This is a genomic window from Kitasatospora sp. NPDC089913 (genome assembly GCF_044748625.1).
Taxonomy (GTDB): Bacteria; Actinomycetota; Actinomycetes; order Streptomycetales; family Streptomycetaceae; genus Kitasatospora.
Genome location: NZ_JBIVGI010000021.1, coordinates 56,458 through 71,976 on the forward strand (window position 1 = coordinate 56,458; position 15,519 = coordinate 71,976).

Annotated in this window: 18 protein-coding genes; 5 read left to right on the plus strand and 13 right to left on the minus strand. The window is 71.3% G+C overall.

Features of this window, described 5'->3' with window-relative positions; genetic code table 11:
• Positions 1-68 precede the first annotated feature (68 nt).
• The 5 genes from ACIPYS_RS27575 to ACIPYS_RS27595 form a co-directional block, all read right to left on the minus strand.
• A complete protein-coding gene (locus ACIPYS_RS27575; protein ID WP_093859783.1) occupies positions 69-764 on the minus strand; it encodes a hypothetical protein in 696 nt (231 codons plus the stop codon).
• Between the two features lie 194 nt (positions 765-958).
• A complete protein-coding gene (locus ACIPYS_RS27580; protein WP_093859784.1) occupies positions 959-1,282 on the minus strand; it encodes a putative quinol monooxygenase in 324 nt (107 codons plus the stop codon).
• 206 nt (positions 1,283-1,488) lie between these two features.
• Positions 1,489-1,878, minus strand: coding sequence for a hypothetical protein (locus tag ACIPYS_RS27585; RefSeq protein WP_400750847.1), 390 nt, complete (start codon positions 1,876-1,878; stop codon positions 1,489-1,491).
• Between the two features lie 187 nt (positions 1,879-2,065).
• A complete protein-coding gene (locus ACIPYS_RS27590; RefSeq protein ID WP_400750850.1) occupies positions 2,066-2,500 on the minus strand; it encodes an NUDIX domain-containing protein in 435 nt (144 codons plus the stop codon).
• A 266-nt stretch (positions 2,501-2,766) separates the two neighbouring features.
• Positions 2,767-3,138, minus strand: coding sequence for a hypothetical protein (locus ACIPYS_RS27595; protein WP_093859786.1), 372 nt, complete (start codon positions 3,136-3,138; stop codon positions 2,767-2,769).
• A gap of 60 nt (positions 3,139-3,198) precedes the next feature.
• Here ACIPYS_RS27595 and ACIPYS_RS27600 point away from each other — a divergent pair, with 60 nt between their 5' ends.
• Positions 3,199-3,594 carry a hypothetical protein gene (locus tag ACIPYS_RS27600; protein WP_400750853.1) on the plus strand — a complete coding sequence of 132 codons (396 nt, stop codon included), beginning with the start codon at positions 3,199-3,201 and terminating at the stop codon, positions 3,592-3,594.
• On the opposite strand, the gene ACIPYS_RS27605 is transcribed toward ACIPYS_RS27600, so the two are convergent.
• The 3 genes from ACIPYS_RS27605 to ACIPYS_RS27615 form a co-directional block, all read right to left on the minus strand.
• On the minus strand, positions 3,578-3,814 hold the full coding sequence (locus tag ACIPYS_RS27605) for a DUF397 domain-containing protein (protein ID WP_400750856.1): 237 nt from the start codon (positions 3,812-3,814) through the stop codon (positions 3,578-3,580). The genes ACIPYS_RS27600 and ACIPYS_RS27605 overlap by 17 nt on opposite strands.
• Before the next feature lie 168 nt (positions 3,815-3,982).
• Positions 3,983-4,165, minus strand: a complete 183-nt coding sequence (locus ACIPYS_RS27610) for a DUF397 domain-containing protein (protein WP_400750858.1) — start codon at positions 4,163-4,165, stop codon at positions 3,983-3,985.
• Positions 4,162-5,043, minus strand: a complete 882-nt coding sequence (locus ACIPYS_RS27615) for a Scr1 family TA system antitoxin-like transcriptional regulator (protein WP_400750861.1) — start codon at positions 5,041-5,043, stop codon at positions 4,162-4,164. Before ACIPYS_RS27615 ends, ACIPYS_RS27610 begins: the two co-directional genes overlap by 4 nt.
• 131 nt (positions 5,044-5,174) lie before the next feature.
• Here ACIPYS_RS27615 and ACIPYS_RS27620 point away from each other — a divergent pair, with 131 nt between their 5' ends.
• Together ACIPYS_RS27620 and ACIPYS_RS27625 are read left to right on the plus strand one after the other, a co-directional pair.
• On the plus strand, positions 5,175-5,651 hold the full coding sequence (locus tag ACIPYS_RS27620; RefSeq protein WP_400751056.1) for an ATP-binding protein: 477 nt from the start codon (positions 5,175-5,177) through the stop codon (positions 5,649-5,651).
• Entirely contained in the window at positions 5,638-5,814 is a 177-nt protein-coding gene (locus ACIPYS_RS27625; protein WP_400750864.1) for a hypothetical protein, read from the plus strand. The genes ACIPYS_RS27620 and ACIPYS_RS27625 overlap by 14 nt, the downstream gene beginning before the upstream one ends.
• 70 nt (positions 5,815-5,884) lie before the next feature.
• Here the strand turns inward: ACIPYS_RS27625 and ACIPYS_RS27630 are convergent, their stop codons facing one another.
• On the minus strand, positions 5,885-6,307 hold the full coding sequence (locus tag ACIPYS_RS27630) for a hypothetical protein (protein WP_400750867.1): 423 nt from the start codon (positions 6,305-6,307) through the stop codon (positions 5,885-5,887).
• A gap of 776 nt (positions 6,308-7,083) precedes the next feature.
• Here ACIPYS_RS27630 and ACIPYS_RS27635 point away from each other — a divergent pair.
• Positions 7,084-7,887 carry a class I SAM-dependent methyltransferase gene (locus ACIPYS_RS27635; RefSeq protein WP_400750870.1) on the plus strand — a complete coding sequence of 268 codons (804 nt, stop codon included), beginning with the start codon at positions 7,084-7,086 and terminating at the stop codon, positions 7,885-7,887.
• Positions 7,888-7,974: 87 nt separating this feature from the next.
• Here ACIPYS_RS27635 and ACIPYS_RS27640 read toward each other — a convergent pair whose 3' ends face one another.
• A complete protein-coding gene (locus ACIPYS_RS27640) occupies positions 7,975-8,373 on the minus strand; it encodes a hypothetical protein (RefSeq protein WP_159424845.1) in 399 nt (132 codons plus the stop codon).
• Between the two features lie 98 nt (positions 8,374-8,471).
• The gene (locus tag ACIPYS_RS27645) at positions 8,472-8,870 is read right to left on the minus strand and encodes a RidA family protein (protein ID WP_400750874.1); all 399 of its coding nucleotides are present in this window, start codon (positions 8,868-8,870) and stop codon (positions 8,472-8,474) included.
• A 72-nt stretch (positions 8,871-8,942) separates the two neighbouring features.
• Between ACIPYS_RS27645 and ACIPYS_RS27650 the strand changes: the two genes are divergently transcribed.
• Positions 8,943-9,857, plus strand: coding sequence for a LysR family transcriptional regulator (locus ACIPYS_RS27650; protein ID WP_400750877.1), 915 nt, complete (start codon positions 8,943-8,945; stop codon positions 9,855-9,857).
• Between the two features lie 77 nt (positions 9,858-9,934).
• Here the strand turns inward: ACIPYS_RS27650 and ACIPYS_RS27655 are convergent, their stop codons facing one another.
• Positions 9,935-10,795, minus strand: a complete 861-nt coding sequence (locus ACIPYS_RS27655) for a S1 family peptidase (RefSeq protein WP_400750880.1) — start codon at positions 10,793-10,795, stop codon at positions 9,935-9,937.
• 215 nt (positions 10,796-11,010) lie between these two features.
• On the minus strand, positions 11,011-15,099 hold the full coding sequence (locus ACIPYS_RS27660; protein ID WP_400750883.1) for an RICIN domain-containing protein: 4,089 nt from the start codon (positions 15,097-15,099) through the stop codon (positions 11,011-11,013).
• Between the last annotated feature and the right edge of the window lie 420 nt (positions 15,100-15,519).

A 15,519-nucleotide genomic window follows, 5' to 3' on the forward strand; every position in this document is an offset into this window, starting at 1 on the left:
TCGGGGCGCCCCGGGCGAGTTCGGCGAGTTCGATCGAGGCGTGGACCTGCTCGGGCTCGGGCTCGGGCTCAGGCCCGCGAGTGTCCGTTCCCGGCGGAGACCGCCCCATGACGCTCCGGAATGTCCCGGGAGTCGTCGTGGACGGCCAGCTCGGCCAGCTTGAGCAGACGGCGGAAGTAGGCGAACGCCCCGGGAAACGTCGCCGGGTGGCCGAGGTGGACAAGGCCCCTGCGCAGCTTGGGCAGACAGCTTCGCAGGACTTCCTCGTGGCCCGGTCCCAGCGCGCCTCCGCGGGCGAGGTAGGTGGAGAGGCAACCGGAGACCGTCGCGTCCAAGTACGCCAGATCGCCCTTGTCCGCAGTCGGAACCTCGGGGAACGGCTCTGCGGCGTGCACAGCCCACAGAAGCCCGATCTCACGGAACATGGCCCGGTGCCCGTCGGGCCCGGGCCACCGCCATCCGTTCAGACGACGGAGCTCCGCCACCGAGGGTGCCCGCTGCTGCTGCCGCTTCGCCGTCCGGCGCCGGTCGGCGAAGGCGCCGAGCTCGGCGAGCCACGCTGCCCGGCTGAGCTCCAGCATGTCCAGGGCCAGCAGCAGCGCCCGTTCGTCCGTCCTCAGAGCTCCTGCCGTACTGAGATACGACCACGTCGAGTCGAACCCGAGCGGGCAGTAGTGGCCGACCGCGCACCTCAGGGAGCTGTAGCGCCGTCCGTAGGGAAGATCCTGATCACGAACATGCCTGGCACAGGTGGCGAAGCTCATGTGCCGATCGTCCCACCGACCGGCGTCCGGTCGCGCGCGCGTCCGGAACGGGGCCGGCGCCGGCCTTCCGGCGCCGGGCCGGAGTCCGTCCCGGCGGAATCGGCGGCCCCCCGACCGGGACACCCTCCTTCGGACACGACACACGCGAACGGACTGCGAGGGGTCCCGGGCGGCAGGATCTCCCACCCGGTCAGTCAGTCGACCTGGAGCTCGCCCATCCGGCTCCAGCCGGTGGCGCCCTCGATCGTGGTGCTGACGATCTCGGGAGTGCGGGTGACCAGGGGGCGCATGGTCTCCAGGGCGGCGCGGAAGTGCGCGGAGGTGACGTGCGCCTCGGCCGCGTCGTCCTGGAACGCCTCCACCAGGACGTAGGTGTCCGGCTCCTCCAGGCTGCGGGACCACTCGAACCAGAGGTTGCCCGGCTCGGCGCGGGTGGCGCTGGTGAATTCCGCGACCTTCTCGGGCCACTGCTCGACGTATTCGGACTTGACGGTGAATTTCACCACAATGAAGATCATTTGCCCATTATAGGCAGGGCGGGAGAAGCAGTTCCGCGAACGCCTCCCGCGCGTTCCTCCTCGGAGGGCATCGAGCATCGACCTTCCAGCGCGGGAAAGCCCGGAGCAGCCTTCAGCGAATCGGATTCAGGCGTTCTTGAGCGTGGGGTTTCTGCCGCACCCGCACAGGAAGTCGGCGCGGCCGACTTCCTGTGCGGGTGCGGCCGTCAAGCGCTCGGGGTCCTGCCGTAGTAGGAACGGACGGTCCGGCCCAGCTCGCGCTGGACGGAGCGCAGCGTGGTGAGCGTCTCGCCGTCGAGGAACCCCGTGGTCGTCGACCAATCGACGCCCGAACCAGCGAGGTCACTGACGAAGACGATCTCCGCCGAGAGAAGGATGCGCGCCCGGTCCACGGGCGCGATGGGGAGATCGTCCCGCAGGGCGCGCGCCAACCCGTGGGTCCGGTCGATCAGATCCCGGAAGTCCGCGAAGCCCATGCCGACGGCGAGTTGGTCGCTGCATCGGGCCGGGCCGATCCATTCGACGAGCGAACGCGCCAGCAGCGCCGTCTCGCTCGGATCCAGGAGTGTGCTCGGCCTCGCCATGGACTCGGACATCGACCGGGGGCTCCTCTTGGTCATCTGCACAACAGTCTTGTCGGGCGCCGGCGTCCGGCGGACGGCCGGGCGCCGCGGTCACTCATTCTCAGGCGGGCCCGGCGGCCACCGCCGCTCGGGTGCACCCCGAGCGGGCGCGCGGGAAGTCGGAGGGAGCGACTTCCCTTGCGGACGGGTGGGGCGCGGGTCAGTCGAAGAGGCGGCCGAGGAGGGCGCCTTGGCCGGACTGGAGGACGTAGGCGGTCTTCAGGGGGATCCAGAAGCACTCGAAGGGGGTGGGCGCCCCGTTGCCGTCGTGGGTCTCCTGACTGAGCCAGCGTTCGGGGGCCGGCTCGGCGAGTGCCAGGTGGAAGACGTGCCGGTGCTGGATCTCGTACCGGTACGGGGTGAGGTCGTACGTGGTCTCGCCGGGCTTGCGCACGACGGCGAAGGCACTGAGACCGGTCTCCTCGCGGGCCTCGCGCAGGGCCGCGGCGGCCGGATCCTCGCCCGGGCGGATGCTGCCGGCCGGGACCTGGAGGCCGACCTCCTCGTAGCTGTGGTCGGTGTGCCGGAACACCAGCAGCCGCCCGTCCCGCACGACGTAGGCGAGCACCTTCTCCCTCATCGTCTTCTCCGGCATCACGACAGCCTCCGTACGGATCGGCACGACCGGGCGGCCGCGGTTCGGATCGCCCTCGGCAACGCGGGGCAGGAGAACGTCGGGCCAGGTGACCCGCACCGAGTCCTACGACGTCCCGGCGCGCCCGTGCCGAACCGGCCGGCGGTGGCGGCGTCGGCCGTGGCGACCGACCGAGAGGTGCGGGTACTACTGCCGATGGACCGCAGCCCGCACCTCCGGCTCCGGCGCTTCCCCGGACGCCGGACCGCTCCCCAGGTGGGGCGAGGCTATCTCTTGGAGCCCACGAGCAGGCCGAGGATGACGGGAACGGCGAAGAGGGAGAAGAAGACGGTGCTGATCACGTCGTGCGAGATGTTGTAGAAGACGACGATCCCGAGGACCACGGCCGGGGGGCCGAGGCAACCGCATCCCAGTCGCGTCCGGGTGGCCACCCGCTCACCCCGCTGCCGGGCCCACTGCCGGCGGGTCTCCGCGATGTACTGCTGACGGAAGGCGATCTCGTCGGCGCTCTGCGGCGGTGCAGCCCAGGTGAAGGTGATGTTCCCGTGGACATCCCGGATCTGGTAGACCGGGCCCTGGAAGTGCCCGCCCGAGATGTGGTTGTAGATATTCGGATCCTGATCGCCCCTGTCCCCCATTTGGACTTACCGTAGAGCAGAATTGACGTTTCGTCAGCCTGTGGTGACAGGGGGTGCCGAGTGGATCCGACGGCAGTGGAACTGCTGACCGCACTGGCCGGTGGCGACGGCGGGGAGGCCGGCCGGGAGGCGTGGGCGGGGCTCGGTGTGCTGGTGCGGCGGCCCTTCGAGGCCGCGCCCGCGGTCAGCTCGGGCGAGGCACAGTGGGTGGCTCTTGGGCGGGCGCCCAACGAGCTGGCCCGCGCCCACGAGCTGAGCACGGCGCTGGCGGTACGGGCGGCGCTGGACGCCGAGTTCCGTGCCGATCTGGTGCGCTGGCAGGAGCAGGCGCGGTCGGTCCGCACCGGGCAGGGCGCCGTGCACAACACGATCAGCGGCGGCACCTTCCACGGATCCGTTTCGATCGTGCAGGGCCGGGACTTCCACGGCGCGCTGGACTTCAGGCGGAGCGAGTAAAGGCGACGAACGCCTCCCAGGCTGCCGGGGTGAAGGTGAGGTGGGGGCCGGACTGGTCCTTGGAGTCGCGGACGAGGACGGCGGAGGTCGTTTCGGCGACCTCTACGCACTCGCCGCCGTCGGGCCCACTGTGGGCGCTCGTGCGCCAGCCGACCTCGACGCACTCACCGCCTTCGTTGCTGCTGTGGCTGCTCTTGAACCAGGCCAGTTCGCTGCTCATCGCTTCTCCCTGAAGTGAGGGGTGTCGGTGGCGCGCGCCCAGGATACGGAGCAACTCCCTTGGGGGACACCCGTACAACCCGTACAGTGGGCCGACAGCGCCCCCACAAAGAGCGACCGTCCACCGGTCGGTGGACGGTCGCTGGGTCCTGAGGGGGGAGACTGGTCGTCAGACCGACTGCGCGAACTCGACGAACGCCTCCCAGGCGGCCGGCGAGAAGGTGAGGTGGGGACCGGACTTGTCCTTGGAGTCACGGACGAGAACGGTCGCTGTCGCGTCGGCAACCTCGACGCAATTACCACCCTCGTCGCCGCTGTAGCTGCTCTTGAACCACACCAGTTCGCTGCTCATCGTTCTCCCAGAATCTTCTCGATCAACGACAGGGACTCCGGCGGAGTGTGCGCCTGCGACCTGAGCGTGACGTAGCGCGCGTTCAGGATCCGGACCTCACTCTGACCCGTGATCAGCCTACTGCTGGTCTGAATCTCGATGTAGCCCATCTGCGAACGCCCCTTTGGGGTGATCAGGACGAACGGTCCGCCCATACCAGCATGCTCCGTGCGATCCAGGGGCAGGACCTGGACAACCATTCCTCGGGTGTTACCGATCTCCAGCAACCGCCGCAGCTGTTCGGCGTGCACGTCCCAGCCGCCCAGCGGTCGACGGAGTACGCTCTCGTCGATCACCCAGCTGAACATGGCGCGAGGCCACTTCGTGAGGACATCCTGCCTCGCCATTCGTGCCGCCACCCGCATCTCGATGACATCCTCGGACAGCAGCGGCTGGCGCATTGAAAATACCGCACGCGCGTGAGCCTCGGTCTGGAGAAGGCCCGACAGGTCCCACATGCTCCAGTCGTTGAGCTCCTCGCACACCGCCTCCAAGCCCGCATACCCCCGAAACCACTCCGGATGCCGCACCCGCGCCTTCGCCTTGGCGCTCTCGATGTCGTCCGACGTGACGATCAGCAGCCCGCCTGCGTCGAGGATCCGCTCCGACGCCTCCAGCAGCTCCCGCTGCGGCGTCCGCTTCCCCTGCTCCACCGCGCCGATCAGGCTCTCGGTGTAGCCGACCTTCTTGGCGAACTCCTTCTGCGTCAACCCTGCGCGCTCGCGCAGCAGTTTGATCTGCTTGCCGATCGCCTTGAGGAAGTCGGACACCTCGGAGAGGTCCTCCTCCAACTCCGGTCGCACATCGCCGCTGTCGCCGCCACCCTGAACTTCCGCCATAACGACCTCCCCATTTCCCGGTCACGGCCGACGAGCCGTCACACACCACTTTCCGCATGCATACAGGCACTCACCGTGCTCACCGGATGCATCGTCAGCGTAAGCCCAGGGGGGCACGCTTTTAGTCCGAAATCCCCCCCAACGAACCGGCGCCGCGCGCCCACACCGCGCTCCTCACTTCCACCCCCAAGGGAGCCGCGACCGGCCGCCGGGTCGCCAGACAGCAGCTGACCACCTGGGGCCTCAACTCCCTTTGCGCGGAAGCGTTTCACTCTGCACTGATCATCGTGGCGGAGCTGGCCGCCAACGCCTCCACCCACGGGCGCACACCGGGGCGCGGGTTCGAACTGGGCCTCTCGCTCACCTCCGTGCGCCGGTCGCGCACCACCGTGCTCCGCATCGAGGTGTCCGACTGCCGGGGCGACAAGCAGCCCGTCCTGCCGGACCCGCGGTCGTGTTCCGGCGACGCGCAGTCGGGGCGGGGCCTCACCCTCGTCGACGCGCTCGCCGACCGCTGGGGCACCCTCGCCCGCGAGCCCGGCGCCAAGACGGTGTGGGCCGAACTCGACCTCCCCGAACGCAAGTCCGAGGCCGATGCCGCCGCCTGAGCGCCACTCCCCCGACACCGCGACCACCATGACCGTCGCCGCCTGCACCGTGCTGCCGATCACGCTGCTGCTCGCCCTGGTGGCGTGGATCTACCCGGTCCTGAACCACCAGCACCACCCGCGCCCGGCCCCCGCCGCGTCCACCTCACCCACCCCTCGGTGACAGCACACCGAAAAGCGCCCTCGGCCCTCCCCTGCGGGAGGAACCGAGGGCATCCGCCGTGGGAGCGGGGTCAGGAGACGACCACGGTGACCTTCCACCGGGCGACGAACGGCGGGCAGACCGTGCGCGGGTCCGGCACGCAGCGGCCGATGGCGTTGATGTCGCTGGTGCCGGCGGCCGAAGCGGTGAAGGTGGCGTGGGAGTTGCCGTTCGGGTCGGCCGTACCCGCCGTCTGGCTCAGCACGGCGGCCGTGGCGGCGGCGGGCGCGTACCAGTACCAGGTCACCGTGTAGTCGCGCAGGGCAGTCAGGTCCACCTGCACGGTGTCGCCGACACCGGCGTGCACGGTGGTGCCGCCGTCCGCGTTGACGATGTGCACGGTGGACGTGGTGGTGGTCGCGGCGGCAGCGGGCGCGGCCGTGGCGGCGGGCGCGGCGCTCAGGGCCAGCGCGAGGGCGACGGCGGGCAGGGCGAACAGTCGCATGATCTTCATCAACACTCCCGGGCTTCGGTGGGGTTCGGCACTCGGAGCCTCCCGTCTACCGGGCCGCACCCGCCCCGGGCAACACCATCCGCCCCCACCGCCCCGAAGCTGCGCCGAACGCACGCCCCGCACGCTCCCCCGATCACCGTAGGCGGGCCCTGCACCACCTTTGCCTCGTCTCTCCATCCTCTCCGCACTTTGCAAAGTCACACTTTGCAAAGTGCGGAGAGAAGCCCAGCCACCGCCCCGCGTGCTCCCACCGATCACCGCAGGCAGCCCCTGGCCCAAGGGCCAAGCCCTTGGGCCAGGGGTCATGCCACTGCAGGCGGCCCCTGCGCCGCAGGGGCCGCCTGCACCGCCTTTGCCTTCCCGCACTTTGCAAAGCATGACTTTGCAAAGTGCGGGAGGGAAGGCCCCAGCATGTCCACCACCCCTCCGCCTCGCCACCGTTTCACCCCTTCTCCCCTTCCACCCCTTGGCCTCTTGGCCTCTTGGCCCCTACCCCCTCCACTGCTCTGCCCTCCCCCTCTCCTCCCTCCGCTCCTCCGCACACTTTGCAAAGTCACACTTTGCAAAGTGTGCGGAGGAGCCCGCCGCGCAACGCGCACTACTCTCCGCAGCCCGCCTCCCCGCCCGACCGGCATGCGCACCCCACCCCTCGGGGCCTGCACCGCTGCCCGTCCGACACCAGCGGATCTTGCGCCGACGAACGGCCGCACCTAGGGTCCGATGTATCGACTCGATACATCGGACCGATACATCACCACATACCGCAGGGGGCCGCGATGACATTCACCCACGCTCTGACGGACGGTGAACGACAGCGCCACAGCTCGTCGTTCGGCGCGGCAGCGGGCGCCTACGCCGAGCACCGGCCGGACTACGCGCCCGAGGCCGTGCGGTGGGCGCTCGCGGGGGCGCCCGGCCGGCGGGTGCTGGACCTCGGGGCGGGGACCGGGAAGCTCACCGGCACCCTCCTCACTCTGGGTGGACTCGACGTGGTCGCGGTCGAACCCGACGCGGCAATGCTGGCCGAACTGCGGCGCGATCTGCCCTCGGTGCGGGCGCTCCAGGGCAGCGCGGAAACGATTCCGCTCCCGGACGGGTCGGTGGACGCCGTCGTCTCCGGCAACGCGATGCACTGGTTCGACATGGCCGTGGCCGGACCGGAGATCGCCCGCGTGCTCGCACCCGGCGGCGTACTCGCCGGGCTGTGGAACGTCTTCGACGACGGGACCGACTGGGTCGCCGGGCTCGCACGGGTCACCGGCCCGGCCGCCATCGGCCCGCGCGACGTGCCCGCTGCCTGGCGCATCGAGACGGCGCAGCTGCACCTGCCCAGGACCGGCGCGGACAGCCCGTTCCACGCCCCCGAGCAGGCGGAGTTCCCGCACGGCCACCGCCGGACCGCCGAGTCCCTGGTCGCCACGCTCGGCACCAAGGCCGGCGTGCTGGTCATGCCGGAGCAGGAGCGGGCGGAGCTGCTGGCCCGCGCACGGACCCACCTCGCGGGTCACCCCGCCACCGCCGAGGGCGAGTTCACCCTCCCCCTGCTCACCAGCGTCCTGCGGGTGCGCACCCGCTCGTGACCAGACGATCGCGCGTGGGAAGTCGGCGTGACCGACTTCCCACTCCGAGGGGAGGCGGACCGGCCAGGAGCGAGGCGCGCCGCAGGCTCAGCAGTACGTCTCGATGAAGAGCAGCACCCGTCCGTCCTCCGCGGTGAACTCGTACGCCTCGTGGATCGGCAGTTCCTCGGCACCGAACCGGGCCCGCGCCTCCGCCCAGGCGGCCGGTCGCTCGGCCGCCTGGAGGAAGCGGGGAAGCCACCGCTCGACCCGGTCCTCGTAGTAGACACCCATCGACATCACGTCGGCGTCGACGGCGAGCCGTTCGGCCCGGCGAGAGTCCAGCGGGCCGCGGGTGAGCCGCCAGTAGCAGCCGTCGCCATCGGTGAAGCCACGGGCCGCCACCGGCGGAAGGACGGGCGAGCCGCCCATGCTCTCCGCCTCCGGTGACGGCAGGGCCGCCAGCGTCGCGGCGAAGGTCACGGCACGCTGTTGCTTCTTCGACACGCCCACAGGATGTCAGAACCGCTCCGACCGGCCGGCGGTCGAGATCAGCCGGTGGAGTAGGAAGTCGGCCGGGCCGACTTCCCGCTCCCCTGCAACGGCTACCGCCCTGCCGCACGCGGCCGGTAGGCGTCGACCTCGATCTCGATCCGCATCCGCTCGTCCGCCAGACCGGTGACCAGCATGGTCGCCGCCGGACGCACGTCCCCGAAGCAGCGGCGCAGCACCGGCCAGCAGGGCTCGAAGTCCTCGCGCACGGGCAGCAGGTAGCGCACCCGGACGACGTCCGCGAAGGTGCAGCCCGCCTCCTCGAGGGCCGCGCCGATGTTGCGCAGGCACTGCTCGGCCTGCTCCACCACGTCGTCGGCGATCGTCATCGTCGGGTAGTCGTAGCCGGTGGTGCCGGACACGTGGACGTGGTCGCCGACGACGACCGCGCGGGCGTAGCCGATCTGCTCCTCGAAGGTCGATCCGCTCAGGATCGTGCGTCGCTCAGTCATGCGGCGAACGCTAGGTGGCCTGCGGTGATACGTCCAATACCGCAGAACCCATGGTCTGGTATCCCTGGGGATATGGACCGTCCCGAGCTCCCGCTCCCCCAGTTGCACGCGTTCACCGTGCTCGCCGAGGAACTCCACTTCGGCCGGGCCGCCGCGCGTCTCGGCATCGCCCAGCCGCCGCTGAGCCAGCAGATCGCCCGGTTGGAGGCGAAGGTCGGGCATCCCCTCTTCGTCCGCGGGCCCGGGCGGGTCTCGCTCAGTGCGGCCGGGCGGGAGCTGTTGCCCTCGGCGCAGCGGGCGCTCTCCGGCCTCGCGGACGGGCTGGCCGCGGCGCGGGCGGTGGGGAGCGGGCAGGCGGGGCGGTTGCGGATCGGGTTCTCCGCGTCGCTGGCGCTGACCGTGCTGCCGGGGCTGCTGCGGACGTTCCGGGAGCGGTTGCCGGCGGTCGAGCTGGACATCCGCGAGATGACGACCGCCCCGCAGCTGGCCGCCCTGGAGCTCGCCGCGCTGCACGAGGATGCCGTGGACGTCGGGTTGCTGCGCGAGCCGCCGCCGGCCGGGGAGGAGGGGGCGCTGGGCTTCCGGACCGTGTTCACCGAGCCGTTCGTCGCCGTGCTGCCCTCGGACCATCGGCTGGCCGCGCGGCGGACGGTGGAGGTGGGCGCGTTGGCGGAGGAGCCGTTCGTGCTGTTCCCCCGGTCCGAAGGGCCCGGGCTGTACGACCTGATCACGGAGGTGTGCGGGTCGGTGGGGTTCGCGCCGAGGGTCGTGCAGCACGCGGTGGAGTGGCAGACGGTGTGCGCGCTGGTCGGGGCCGGGCTTGGGGTCTCGCTGGCTCCGGCGGGCATCCGGCGGATCCGGCTGCGGGGTGTCGCGTTCCGGGCGGTCGGGCCGGGAACCGCCCGCTCCCGGGTGGCCGTCGCCTGGCGCCGGGACGATCCGAATCCGCTGGTGGGGCGGTTGCTGGAGGTCGTCGGCGGCGGGTGAACGGCGGCCGGGGCGGACGGCTCGCGCGGTGGGGCCCGTGGGCGGGGCCGTCGGGTGGCGGTCCGGTCAGCCTGCGGTCAGCCCGCGGTCGGCGCGGCGTCGGCGGTGCGGGCCGGGGTGCGGTTGTCCCTCAGGGTCTGCCGGATCCAACCCTGGTAGGCGGAGGCGTTGGTGTAGAGGCCGGGGCCTTCCGAGCAGGGCACTCCGGGGGCGCCCGGGCCGGAGGTGACGCCGATCAGTTCCCAGCGCCCGCCCCGGCCCTTCTGGATCTGCGGGCCGCCGGAGTCGCCGTGGCAGGCCATGGCCTTGGGCTTGGTGGTGAGCGTGCACAGCCGGGTCGGGTCGGCGAAGCCGGGGGCGCAGTCGGACTCGGCGCCGATCCGGGTGTTGAGCTCCTGGAGCCGCTCGGGGAAGGCGAACCTGCCGTCGACGGTGGTGCCGTAGCCGAGCAGCCGGGTGGCGGTGCCGGGGCGTCCGGGCTCGGCGATCCTGATCGGCCGCTGGGTGACGGGGCGGTCCAGGCGCACGAGCGCGATGTCGTCCTTGTTGGCGGCCGTGCCGGCGCCGTTGACGTAGCCGGGGTGGACGAAGGTGCGGTCGATCCTCCGGACGGTGCCGCCGGTCTTCCGGTGCTCGCTGCCCACCCGGACGATGCCCTCCAGTTCGATGCCCGGGACGGCGATGCAGTGCGCGGCCGTCAGCACCCACTGGGGGTCGATCAGCGAGGCGCCGCAGTTGCCGTCGAAGAGGCCGTAGTCGGGGGCGGACTCCGGGATGGTCGCCATGAACGGGTAACGCTCGTTGGAGTCGCCGCCGTTGACGATCGCTCCGGCGCTGCCGGCCATGAGGGTGCCGCAGACGGCGGCGGCCAGGGCGGCGACGGTGGCGGTACGGACGGCGGTCACGGTACGGGCAGTACGGGCGGTGCGGCTGAACACGATTGGTTCCCTTTGCTCGGAATTGCCGATGTGCTCAAGCCTGCTCGACCAAGATCCACCGGACCACGGTGGCAGCCGGTGGACCGACCCTCGGGCCGGCCGGACCGCGCCCGCTGGGGGTATCCCCCGCCCCGGCCGCCGGTGCCGGGAAAGACCCCGGCCCGGGCCTCCGCGAGGAACGCGGAGACCCGGGCCGGGACGAGGCGGACCACCCGTCAGGTGGTGGTCCACTTCTGGTTCGGACCGCCGTTGCAGTCCCAGATCACGAGCCCGGTGCCGTTCTCGGCCCGGCCGCCCGGAATGTCCAGGCACCGGCCGTTCGGCCCGTTGCGGATGGAGCCGTCAGCGGTCAGCTGCCACTGCTGGCTGTTCCCATCGGTGCCGGGGAGGCAGCTCCAGAGGAGCATGCGGGTGTGGTTCTCGCCGCTGTTCTCGGCGCCCGCGACGCACTTCCCGAACACCCGCAGGGTGCCGTCGGTGTAGAAGGTCAGGTACTGGTTGGCACCGTTCCAGCAGTCGTACACGGTGATCGGCGCTCCGTCGTAGGCGCCGGCGGCGTCGATGCACTTGCGGCGGTCGACCGTGCTGTGGAGCGGGCTCGGCCCGTTGGCCGTGGTGGTCCACCGCTGGTTGGCGCCGCCGTTGCAGCCCCAGAGCACCGGGTCCGTCCCGTTCTCGCCGTTCCACTGCGGGAGGTCCAGGCAGTTGCCCGACGGCGGGTTCTGGATGGAACCGTCACCGCGCAGCTCCCACTTCTGGCCGTCGCTCACCGGGGCGGTCGGGCCGGACGGGCAGGGCTGGACGGTGGTCCGGTTGTCCGCCGCGACGGTGACGCACTTGCCCGCGACCCGCAGGGTCTTGTCGCTGTGGAAGGTGAAGTGCTGCCGGTCGCCGTTCCAGCAGTCCCACAGGGTCAGGCTGTCGCCGTCGTTGGCGCCGCGGGCGTCGAGGCAGCGGCCGGTGAGCGCCGTGTGGATGCTGACGGTCCCGCCCGGGAAGCCGAGGACGGGCTGTCCGGCGAATCCGGTGACCGCGGTGGCGGTGGTGCCGTCGGCGGTCGTTCCGCGCCAGTTGTCGAGTCCGCCGCTGGAGTTGAGGCCCCACAGGTCGGCGATGCCGTCGGCGGCGAGGTCGCCGGAGGATCCGACGGCCGGGTAGACCGCCGGGGTCAGGCCGACGCCGATGGCGTTGTCGGTCACCGGGTTGCCGAAGGCGGCGAGGTCGCCCTTGCCCGCGGCGTTCTTGCGGCTCGGGTACTGGAAGAGCTTGCCGGACTGGCGGTCGCGGGCCCAGAGGTCGGCCAGGCCGTCCCCGGTGGTGTCGCCGGGCGCGATCAGTTCGAGGTCGCGCCAGTCACCGGTGGACAGCAGGACCGGGTAGTCCAGGACGCCGGTGGCGGCGGTGCCGTGGAACAGCCAGAGCTGGGTGCCGCCCTGGCCGTTGTCCTCGACGGTGAGCAGGTCCGTGCGGGTCTTGTCCGGGGTGCCGCCCTCGGCGGAGCCGAGCGCGAGGATCTGCTTCACCCTGCTCCAGTCGCCGGTGTAGGCGGAGCCGCACGGCTGGCCGTCGAGGAGCTTGCAGCGCTGGGCCACGGGCCTCCTGACCGCGACCGTGGCGTCCGAGGTGAAGTACTTCGAGGTGGTGGTGAAGGTGCCGGTGGTCAGGGTGTTGCGGTAGAGGGTCAGTTCGCCGTCGCGGTAGGCGTACAGGTCGTCCACGTGGATGCCGTTGCCGCCGCGGTGGGTGACGAGGGTGTCCTTCCAGCCCTTCTTGCGCGGGCTGTTGGCCTTGTCGGAGGCGATGATGCCGGTGGCCCCCGGGTCGGTGGCGGCCGGGTAGACGCGCAGGTTGTCGTCGGCGTCGGGCAGCAGCAGGTCGACCCGGTCGTCACCGGTGATGTCGCCGAGGACCGTCCTGTCGTTCGGGTCGCTCGGCGCGTAGAAGGTGTAGGTGTTCTCCTGCGAGCGGTTGCCGGCCCGGTCGACCGCCTGGACCCGGAGGATGTTGGTGCCCCACATGGTGGGCGTCAGGTTGAGGACGGCCGAGCCGTCGCCGCCGGCGTTGACCGTGGCCGCGCCGCCGACCGGGATGGCCGAGTTGAAGGCGTACTCGTAGTAGAGGATGCCGCTGGCGTTGTCCGTCGCCTGGACGGTGAAGGCCCCGGCTTGGCCGATCACCTTCGAGGAGCCGGGCAGGGTGCCGGACTTCGGGTAGTCGGTGGAGGTGACGGTCGGCACCGACGGCGGGGTGAGGTCCAGGCTGAACATGCAGCCGAAGGCCCAGTCCGAGGGGAGCTCGCCGTCGCCGGCCTGCACCCGCCAGTAGTAGGTGTGGCCGTCCGAGAGGTTGCCGGGCACGACGGCGGCCTCGTGATTGCTGTTGCCGAGATTGCCCCAGCCGCTGCCCCAGGCGACCGGCTCGCCGGCCACACCGGCGTCGCGGACCTCGAACTGGGCGTCGGTCTGGTTGCCGTCCGGGTCGCCGACCCAGGCCGACAGCCGGATGCCGGTGGCGGCGTTGGTGGCGCCGATCCAGCCGCAGCCGTTGCCGTTGGCGTTCACCGGGGTCGGGCTCATGCCCAGGCTCCACGGCTTGTGCGGGGCGCGGTTGTACTCGACGTAGATGTACGGCAGCTTGCTCGGGGTGCGGGTGAACCGCTTGAAGGCGATGTTGCCGGCCTGCTTGGACTCGTTGGCCGAGAACAGCGCGAAGGTGAGGGAGCCGCGCCAGTTGTTGTCGGTCAGGTGCTGGCGGATGTCCCACTCACCGGTGGTGGTGGCGCCGCGGCAGCCGTCGCCGCCGGCGCTGTTGAGGTTGAACGTGCCGAGCGCACCCCAGTCCCAGGGCTGCTTGCCCCACGAGGTGGTGTTGTCGATGGGGTGCGTGGGATGCAGCACGACACCGAACTCGGAGGCGCAGTTGTTGGCCGCGCCGTAGGACTGGGTGGCCACCACGTTGGCCTTGCGGATGGCCTTGTCACCCAGGTCGCTGCTGTCGATCTGGAAGTAGTAGCGCTCCAGGCCCTTCTTGACCTGCCACTGCTGGTAACCGACGCCGGGGTCGTACTGGTCGCCGTAGTCGTCGTAGTGGGTCTTGTCCGGGTACGCCTCCTGGACCCAGGTCCAGTGCTGGGTGCCGCGGCTGGTGGGGGTCCAGGTCGGGTCGATGTAGACCGGGTAGGTGGTCGTCGGCGCGTCGAGGAACGCGGTGTCCGGGGTGATGGTCAGCGAGGTGGCGGCCGGGGTGGCCGCCAGCTGGGAGACCTTGGCGGCGGCGCCGGGGCCGGCCGCGTCCGAGTGGGTCTTCAGGCCGTCGGAGTCGGCGGGGGCGGGGGCGGGGGCCTCGGGGGCGGAGGCGGCGGGCTCGGGGGCGGCGTCCCCGGCCGGTGCCGCTGCCGGTGCCGCTGCCGGTGCGGCGGCCGCGCGGAGGCCGGCCTTCGCCGCTGCGGGCGCGGCCGGCGCGGCGGGCACGGCCGGCGCGGCAGGCACGGCCGGCGCGGCGGTGCTGGAGTCCCACATGGTGGGCGCCGGCGCGCGGAAGACCACCCGGCCTCCGGCGTCGGTGGCGTTGAGGTTGCCCCCGGCGTCGGCGGCGACCGAGACGCCGTCGGCCTTCATGCCGAGGGTGAGGTCCTTGATCCTGGGGTTCTTCGCGGCCTCCGGGGTCTTGACCACCAGGACCTGGGTGAAGCCGCCCGCCTGGTTCGCGGTGACCTTCAGGTCGACGCCGGGAGCGACCTCGGGATAGGTGGCGGTCTCGCCGTCCAGCGCGGGCGCCGGAAGGGTGCCGGGCCAGCTCAGGGCGAGCTTCTTGCCGTCCTGGTCGAGTGTGGCGAGCGGCCCGGATCCACCGCCGGAGAGGGTGAGGCGGTTGCTGGTCACCTTGGGGACGACGGTGCCGTCGGCGCCCCGGGCGAGGGTCGCGTCCAGGTCCTTCCAGGCCCCGTCCTGCTGCTTGGCGCGCGCGGGGGCGACGGTGCGCCGCAGGCCGAGCGTGCCGTTCGGGTTGGCGACCACGGTGTCGGTCTCGGTGGTCAGGGCCGGGATCCCGACCGGTTTGCCGGTGCGCTTCGCCTCGGCCAGGGCCGCGCTCTCGGCGAAGCGGTGCTCTGCGTCGGCGGCCTGGGCGGCGGCGGTGCGGTCCGCGCCCGGGGCGACCGTTCCGGGCGCGGGCGAGCCGGAAGCGGTCGCGCCGGGAGCCGTCGCGCCGGGCGTGGGCGCGGTCGCTCCGGTCGCGGCCAGTGCGGGTGCGGTGGAACCGAGCGCGCCGACGGTCAGTACGAGGCCGATCGATGCGGCGAGCACCGATCTGCGTCGACGACCGTAGTGGGGGGATATCGACCCCATTGGTAAACCCCTCGTCAAGTGATGAGCGCCGTGCGGATATCGGCGAACGGGAACTTAACACCCGTCGGCAACATTCGATCTGACGGGGGATCTACACCGGTGTGACGCGGCTCACGGACAACAGCTCTCTGTGACTGCTCCGTTGCCCCCGGCGGATCGTGCGCCTGCGCTCGGTAGTGGATCTTCAGGAATCCAGGACAGCAATGGAGGCAAAACGCCCACCATCCATTGACGCTCCGCAGTTTCCTGGACGGCGGCCGACTTCACCTAGGTTCGCCATCGGTCGGTATAGGCCAGGTAACCGATGGATCAACCTATCTGACGAGGGTTAGGCTCCGCGCGCAATTATCTCTGTTCAGCGGACCTTCCGGCCGGAAG